The organism is Bowmanella yangjiangensis (assembly GCF_017255015.1).
In the GTDB taxonomy this organism is placed as follows: domain Bacteria; phylum Pseudomonadota; class Gammaproteobacteria; order Enterobacterales; family Alteromonadaceae; genus Bowmanella; species Bowmanella yangjiangensis.
Genome location: NZ_JAFKCS010000053.1, coordinates 1 through 6,282, shown reverse-complemented (window position 1 = coordinate 6,282; position 6,282 = coordinate 1). Strand labels below are relative to the sequence as shown.

Sequence of the window (6,282 nt, the reverse complement as noted above, 5' to 3'; positions counted from 1 at the left end):
CGACTCCAGATCACTCGGTAGGTCGAAGTAGGTCACCACGAACGGGGTAGTGAACACAGACGATGCAAAGCCGGTCAGCACCGCCACCACCGCCTCCTTGCGGGTCAGCCCCTTGAGGAAGCTGAGCGAAAGGATGGCGCCGACGAAACCGGCAATCACAGCGCCGTACTTCGCCAGTACGGCGCTGCCTGCGGTGGTCGGGTCCATATGCCTCTCCAGAAATAAAAAACCCGCACTCGGCGGGCAAGGCGACGGGCTGGGGAGACCGCCGCGGAGCAGAAATGAAAAAGCCCGGCGCAATGGCCGGGCTTTCTGAGATCTCAATCCTGAACGCGCAAGATTGACAGGATGGGAGAAATATCGCTCATTCGCTCACTCACCGCAAGCCCTATGCTGCCGCGCTGAGCAAAAGACCCTCGGCGGTCAGTATCTGCTCGGCTGCTGCCTCTGCCTCCTGCAGCATCTCCTCGAGCACCGAGCGCACGCCACTCCGCCACCGGCGGCGGGTCTGCTCTGGCCGGCCGCCATCCCCCCAGTTGTTCATGTCGTAGAACCACTTCTCCAGCACGATCATGTCAGTGGAGCGCTTACCCTCAACCCCAGGCAGCTTAGGAATTGCCCAGGTATACACAGCCATGCTCAAGAACTGATGGGGCGCTGGCGTCGCAATGATCGGAATCAGAGCCTGGATTGCCGCCTTCTTGCGCTCCCGATGCGTGCTGTACTTCGCCAGCAACACATGCCAGTGCCGGTCCTTCAGTTGGCTGTGCAGCCGGGCGTGCACCCAGCAATCGACATCGCAGCGCGACAGCTCGCCCTGGGATGAACGCGCCAGAGTGGCCAGATCAAAGCCGTCCTCATATCCCGCCCGATAGAGCTTCTGCCAGGCCTGCTTACTGGTGTTGTCGATCGCATCAGCGGCCAGCGCCGAAACAATTGCCGCTCGTGTGCTCGTGTAGATCATTGCCCCTCTCCCCTCAATCCCCGGTGAAGTGCGCGCCGCCCGCGCCCTTCTTGTTATTGCCCTGGTACCCACTCTCTGCGCCCTCGACGGGCTGCAATCCTGCTCTCTCCAGCGCCTGCTGCAGCCGCTTGCGCTCAGCGCCCGAAATCGCCAGCCGAAGCCGCAACTGTTCGACCAACCGCGGATAGTCCAGCGCCGTGCCGTCCGGCATCACGAACCCGCCACCGTTGCAGCCGGCGCAGTCCATACGGTGGAAGATGCCCTGGATGAACCCAGCGCCCACGCACACCTCGCAGCGCTCAAGCGGAATCAGGTGCTGCCTCATTGCGCCGGCACCTGGCGCGCTGTCGGCTCCATGCCCAAGTACGCATTGATCTCTCGCATGGCATCCTCGATGCCGCGACACACAACAGCGCGGTACCCCTCTGCCTTCAGCCTGCCGAGCATGTCCTTTTGCACCCCGCTTACCGCCGCGTCGTATGGCGGTGTGGCCTTGAACTCGATGAACAGCCCGAAGAATCCGCCGCGCGCCTGAGCCAGCTGCAGATCAGGCACTCCAGCCTTCACGCCCTGGGCCTTGAGCTTGCCCGCCGTCGCCTTGTCCCGGGCGCCGCCGTTCGGTGTATGCCAGGTCACCGCATAGGCCGCCCGGTGCTGAATCTCGAGCCAGCTCACCAGCATCTGCTGCTCACGTCCTTCGAAGTCCATGGGGCGCCGAGCGATGGTCGTTTTCCGCATTTTTCACCCTCCCCACGTAGAAATACTGTTTTCGGCGGAAACGCCCGCCAGCACTGGCTCGCAGCCAGAATGCAGAAATGCAGGAACAGCCACTTTCATTCCGTTTTCACTCCGTGCGCACCCGCAAAACCGCACTCGTCCAGCCGCGCATGCCAGCGTTCCAGCGCCTCGCGCCGACGCTCCATCGCATCACGGGTCAGATAGGTTTCAGTGGTCACGCCCAAGGCATGGTTGATCAGCAGCTCACCCACCATGTGGTCAACGCCGATATCCGCCAGGCTCGATCGCATCAGCTTGCGCAGGTCATGGCTCGTCCACTGCCGGCCGCTCACCTCACGCATCAGCGCATGCCCGCTGGTCAATGCCATGCCAGCCCCGCCGCGCACCGGGAACAGCCAGGCAGCTTTCATGCGCGCATCCGGCAGCGCCTGCCGATACTTCGCCAGCAGGCCCAGCACCTGAGCCGTCAGCGGCAACACGTGCTCGCGCCGGCTCTTCGTGTTCGCCTCGGGGATCACCCACACACGCTCGTCGAGCGAGATGTGCACCCAGCGCGCCGCCAGCGTCTCCGCGATGCGCGTGCCGTGCGCCAGCATCATCAGCGGCAGCATCCCCTTGGCCGGGTCACGGTTGAACACCTCCACCAGGTGCTGCACCAGCTCCTGCAGGTCCACCCGCGACAGCGCCGCCGGCTTCGGCCGCAGCTTGCCCTTGTAGAAGTCGCGGAACGTGGTGCCCGCCAGCGGGTTGCCCTCGATGCGCCCCTGCGTCTCGGCCATGCGGAACGCCTGGCGCATCCCCTGCAGCGCCTTCTGCACGGTGCGCGGCGCCAGCTCCTGGTGCATCGGGAAAACCAGCTTGTCGTCCAGCAGCACCCGATCCAGCTTGCGCAGCGCCACCTTGCCAACGCGCGGCAGCACATGCCGGCGCATCAGCGAGCCCATGCTGCCGCGATACTTCTCGCTGCGCGTCCGGTCGCCCTCGATGCGCGAAAGCCACCACTCCACCACCTCGCCCACCGAGCGCATGCCCGACTTCTTGCTCGCCATCAGCGCGCCTCGGTGTCCGTGGTTACGGACTTCACTTTGACCGCGCCAACAACTCGAACCCCATTCGGGTCTCCCTGGAACAAGCGGCGCAAACGACCGAGTGCAGCTTCCTTGGCCTGGTCGTATACCTGGCTGGTCTTGCAATCAGGCCCCCAGCTTCCGAGCCCAGTAAGCTCAATGGTCAGGGTTACTACAGCGGTTGTACTGGTATTCACTCGAGGCTTGCTCACTGCTTCTTCTCCTCGGCGGCAGTCGCCGCCTCCCCTTCGAACTTCGCCACAGCCCGCCCGGCCATGTGATCGGTGATCGCTTCCACCACACTGGCACGGCCAGCCCGATAGGCCATCGCCGCCGATTGGCCTGGTGCCGTCACCGAGAACACCTGCAGGTCATCAACCAGGAACTCCGCAACCGTGTAGCCGGCATCGGTGATCCAGCAGCTCGGGACCACATCGCCGTCGCGGTTCTTCTTCGGTGCCCAGCCGATGGCGGTCATGGCGCCAGATCCTGCTCGACGCTCAGCTCGACCACCTCGGCCAGCTCGCCGTAGAGCTTGCGGCCATGCGCCTCGGCCAAGGCCTGGCTGGCGAACAGCGCCACCGGCTGCCCACGATCAGCCGCCAGCCCCAGCTTGTTGGCACCGGAGTACAGAGCAAAGCGGTACACGGAGGCATCAGAACGCTCAGCCACGCCCACCTCCCAACTTCGCCCGCAGCGCAGCCAGATGCTTGTTCGCCACCTCGGGAGAGCCCTTGCGCATCGGTGCCGGCAGCGCGGCCACCGGTGCCGGCGCCAGCTCCTCACCGCGCGCCATCCGCCGGCGCTGCTCCAGGTACATGTCGCAGAACCGCTTGAAGCCCAGCTTGCGCTCGAGGTTCTGCAGCGCCAGGTAACCGCAGGCCACCGCCGCGTGGTACAGCGCCGGGTGCGGCCAGCGCGCCATGCCGGCCTGGGCTGGGTGCGTGTTGCGCATGGCGATCTTGTAGGCCTTCTCCTCGCTCGGCAGGCCGAACGCCTCGGGCGCCAGGCACCAGCTCACGAACTCGCCAGGCGTCGGCGGCCACGGGCGACGATCACGCCGCGCCGTGCGCATGCCATGGTCAATCAGCCCCTGGTGCAGCACGCCAGAGCGGATGCACTCAGCCAGGAACTCGTCCTGCCAGGCGAACTCCTCCGCCTCGCTCGGCCACACCTGGCGCCAGCCGGTGTAAACGCCCTTCAGGCGCTGCATCAGCTCGGCCAGCGCGGCCTGCGTGGCGTCATCGATCACCACCTGCTGGGGGTTATGGGCTTGGGTGAGGGCTTGGGGTTTCAGGCCGGCAGCCACCTCGCCGGCGTTGCGGGGCGCGCTCATACCGTCACCACACGGGGCTTGGCCTGGCGAGCGGATGCAATGGGCGCCACCTTGCTGGCCGCGCCGCGCACCGTATCCTGCTTCGCCCAGGTCACCAGCTTGGCGTGCCACTCGGCCGAGGTGAACGCCAGTGCCTTGGCTTCATGGTGAACACGGAAGGCGCCGAGCGCTTCCATGCACGCCTCAACACTCACCCCGGCAGCGAACGAAACCGCTCGCAGTCGGGCGGCGTCCGGCGTCCAGTTCAGGTCGAGTGCGAACGGCGTGCGCGCGTCACTCGGTTCACTGGTGGATCCTTGATGGTTAAGTGACGGATTGGGTGCAACCCTTGCACCCCGTGCTGTCGTAGATTGCACCCCGTGATGCTGTGGTTTGCACCCCGTGCTGTCGCCATTTGCACCCCGTACATTTTCACGGGGTGCATCAGTTGCAGGCCGCTCAGCACGAGGTGCATCAGCTGCACCCCGCTCCATGGCCAGGTCATACACCACCGGCCGGCGGTCGCCGCGGTCGATATACGCTGCAGCAATCGCCTGATTGCCCGGGCGAATCGCCCCCAGCTCCTGCAGCTGCTCCAGCTTGTAGCGCACCGTGCGCACAGCCAGCCCTGTGTCATCGGCCAGGCTGGCAGCCGAGGGAAAAGCCCCGCGCCCATCCTTGTCCGCATAGTTGGCCAGGCACAGCAGCACATGCCGCGCCGACGCATCAGAAACCACCGTCTGGGCCAGCGCCCAGGACATCGCTTGAACGCTCATTGCTGCACCGTCGATTGATTGCGCGCCACGTTTTCACCACTCGCAAAACGTGGCGCGGCGTTGAGTTTCTGCGCCAGCAAGGCGAGGCCCTTGGCGGTCACCCGCACGGAGCTGGCCAGGCGGTCGCCGCCGTCGTCATCCTTGCCGATGACCGACACCTTGTGATCGAGCAACCCGGCCGCCAGGCGCGGCTGATACGCCAGCAGGCGCATGCTCCCCTCGCGGCGGTAGAGCCAGCGGTTCTCACGCATCCACTCGATCAAACGGCAGCGCTTCACGCCCAGGTGCTTGGCCGCATCGGTCAGGCACATCGAGCCGCTGGCCTCAGCGATCCGCGCCAGCGCCTCCACCTTCGGCGCCTGCTCGCTCACCACCACCTGCAGCTGGTTGTTCTGCTCGGCCAGGTCAGCCGCCAGGCGCAGCGCCTCCGGCAGGGTCTGCGGCAAGCGCGGCACCTTGCCGGCCTCCAACGCCTGCCAGCGATCCACCAACGCAGCGGTGAACTCAGGCGAAAGCTGGGCCACCAGCACGATGCTGTCGCGCCGCCCACGTTCGCCGCTGAACACATAGACCGCCACCGGCTTGGTGGCAGTGGGGATTTCCTGCATTGCAGGCAATTCGACTACGCCCCGTGCGGCCAGGCGCTCGATGGCCACCCGCACGTTGTCGTGCCGCGACCCGACCAGCTCGGCAATTTCCCGGCTGTTCATGCGGGGCGCCTTGTCGACGATCAGCAGTTGATTCATACTCAGGTCACCTCTTGCAGGTGTTGTTGAAGAAGCCCGGTTGCCGCCGGGCTTTTTTTGTGCCCGCTACTTCACAGTGGTCAGGTGCTGGGCACCGATCCGCGCATGCGCGGAAAAATCAGCCCACCACCCGCAGCGCATGAGCCTTGCCGGCCGCTGCCAGAACGTTCTCCGCAGCGCGGCGCAGCTCGCAGGAGCGGCTTTCCACCGCTAGCAGGGCATCGACCATGCGCGGCAGGTCCGGCATGTCGTCCTCACAGATGCGCCCGTCCGCCAGCACCACGCCCGTCGCCTCCACGGCGGCGCCCAGGCGGCTGACAAGTTGCCCGAACGCCGTCACGGGGCAGCCTTCCACGCCCAGATCACGCGCACCGATCAGCCCGTGCCGCGCCGCCAGCTCATTCACGCAGGCCTCGCGCCACTCAGGCGCCAGCGCCAGCACCCAGCCCTCCTCGATCCACGACGGCAGGTCCACATCACCGGCAAGCCAGCGCTGCACCCGCTTCAGCCAGGAAGCCGTTGCCTTGATGAACGGATCGGCAGCGCCCACCTCGGCCAGCGCCGCGAAGTTCGGCACCCCTTCGGCATCAGCCTTCACCGGCGCCAGCGTGTGCAGCTCGGCGGCCAGGGCCTGGGCGAAGTCAGCGGTGCTCAGGGAGGTGCGCGCGATCATCCC

12 protein-coding genes are annotated in these 6,282 nt (G+C 65.9%); all 12 read right to left on the bottom strand.

Annotated features, from left to right (window positions below; translation table 11 throughout):
* On the bottom strand, nt 1-207 hold a 207-nt coding region (locus J0A65_RS20975; RefSeq protein ID WP_206596291.1), incomplete at its 3' end, for a hypothetical protein.
* A 181-nt stretch (nt 208-388) separates the two neighbouring features.
* A complete protein-coding gene (locus tag J0A65_RS20970; protein ID WP_206596290.1) occupies nt 389-964 on the bottom strand; it encodes a hypothetical protein in 576 nt (191 codons plus the stop codon).
* 13 nt (nt 965-977) lie between these two features.
* Nucleotides 978-1,289 (bottom strand): hypothetical protein, encoded by a 312-nt coding sequence (locus J0A65_RS20965; RefSeq protein ID WP_206596289.1) that lies wholly within the window; start codon nt 1,287-1,289, stop codon nt 978-980.
* Nucleotides 1,286-1,702, bottom strand: a complete 417-nt coding sequence (locus tag J0A65_RS20960) for a VRR-NUC domain-containing protein (RefSeq protein ID WP_206596288.1) — start codon at nt 1,700-1,702, stop codon at nt 1,286-1,288. Before J0A65_RS20960 ends, J0A65_RS20965 begins: the two co-directional genes overlap by 4 nt.
* A 95-nt stretch (nt 1,703-1,797) precedes the next feature.
* On the bottom strand, nt 1,798-2,751 hold the full coding sequence (locus J0A65_RS20955; RefSeq protein ID WP_206596287.1) for a tyrosine-type recombinase/integrase: 954 nt from the start codon (nt 2,749-2,751) through the stop codon (nt 1,798-1,800).
* Entirely contained in the window at nt 2,751-2,981 is a 231-nt protein-coding gene (locus J0A65_RS20950) for a hypothetical protein (protein ID WP_206596286.1), read from the bottom strand. Before J0A65_RS20950 ends, J0A65_RS20955 begins: the two co-directional genes overlap by 1 nt.
* Nucleotides 2,978-3,247: a Bbp19 family protein gene (locus J0A65_RS20945; RefSeq protein ID WP_206596285.1), complete on the bottom strand. Its 270-nt coding sequence runs from the start codon at nt 3,245-3,247 to the stop codon at nt 2,978-2,980. The genes J0A65_RS20950 and J0A65_RS20945 overlap by 4 nt, the downstream gene beginning before the upstream one ends.
* Nucleotides 3,244-3,441, bottom strand: a complete 198-nt coding sequence (locus J0A65_RS20940) for a hypothetical protein (RefSeq protein ID WP_206596284.1) — start codon at nt 3,439-3,441, stop codon at nt 3,244-3,246. The genes J0A65_RS20945 and J0A65_RS20940 overlap by 4 nt, the downstream gene beginning before the upstream one ends.
* Nucleotides 3,434-4,105: a replication protein P gene (locus tag J0A65_RS20935; protein ID WP_206596283.1), complete on the bottom strand. Its 672-nt coding sequence runs from the start codon at nt 4,103-4,105 to the stop codon at nt 3,434-3,436. Before J0A65_RS20935 ends, J0A65_RS20940 begins: the two co-directional genes overlap by 8 nt.
* Complete coding sequence (locus tag J0A65_RS20930; RefSeq protein WP_206596282.1) at nt 4,102-4,860, bottom strand: helix-turn-helix domain-containing protein; 759 nt, start codon at nt 4,858-4,860, stop codon at nt 4,102-4,104. The genes J0A65_RS20935 and J0A65_RS20930 overlap by 4 nt, the downstream gene beginning before the upstream one ends.
* A complete protein-coding gene (locus tag J0A65_RS20925) occupies nt 4,857-5,606 on the bottom strand; it encodes a phage antirepressor KilAC domain-containing protein (protein ID WP_206596281.1) in 750 nt (249 codons plus the stop codon). The genes J0A65_RS20930 and J0A65_RS20925 overlap by 4 nt, the downstream gene beginning before the upstream one ends.
* Nucleotides 5,607-5,724: 118 nt before the next feature.
* The coding region (locus tag J0A65_RS20920; protein ID WP_206596280.1) for a hypothetical protein at nt 5,725-6,282 on the bottom strand (558 nt) is incomplete at its 5' end.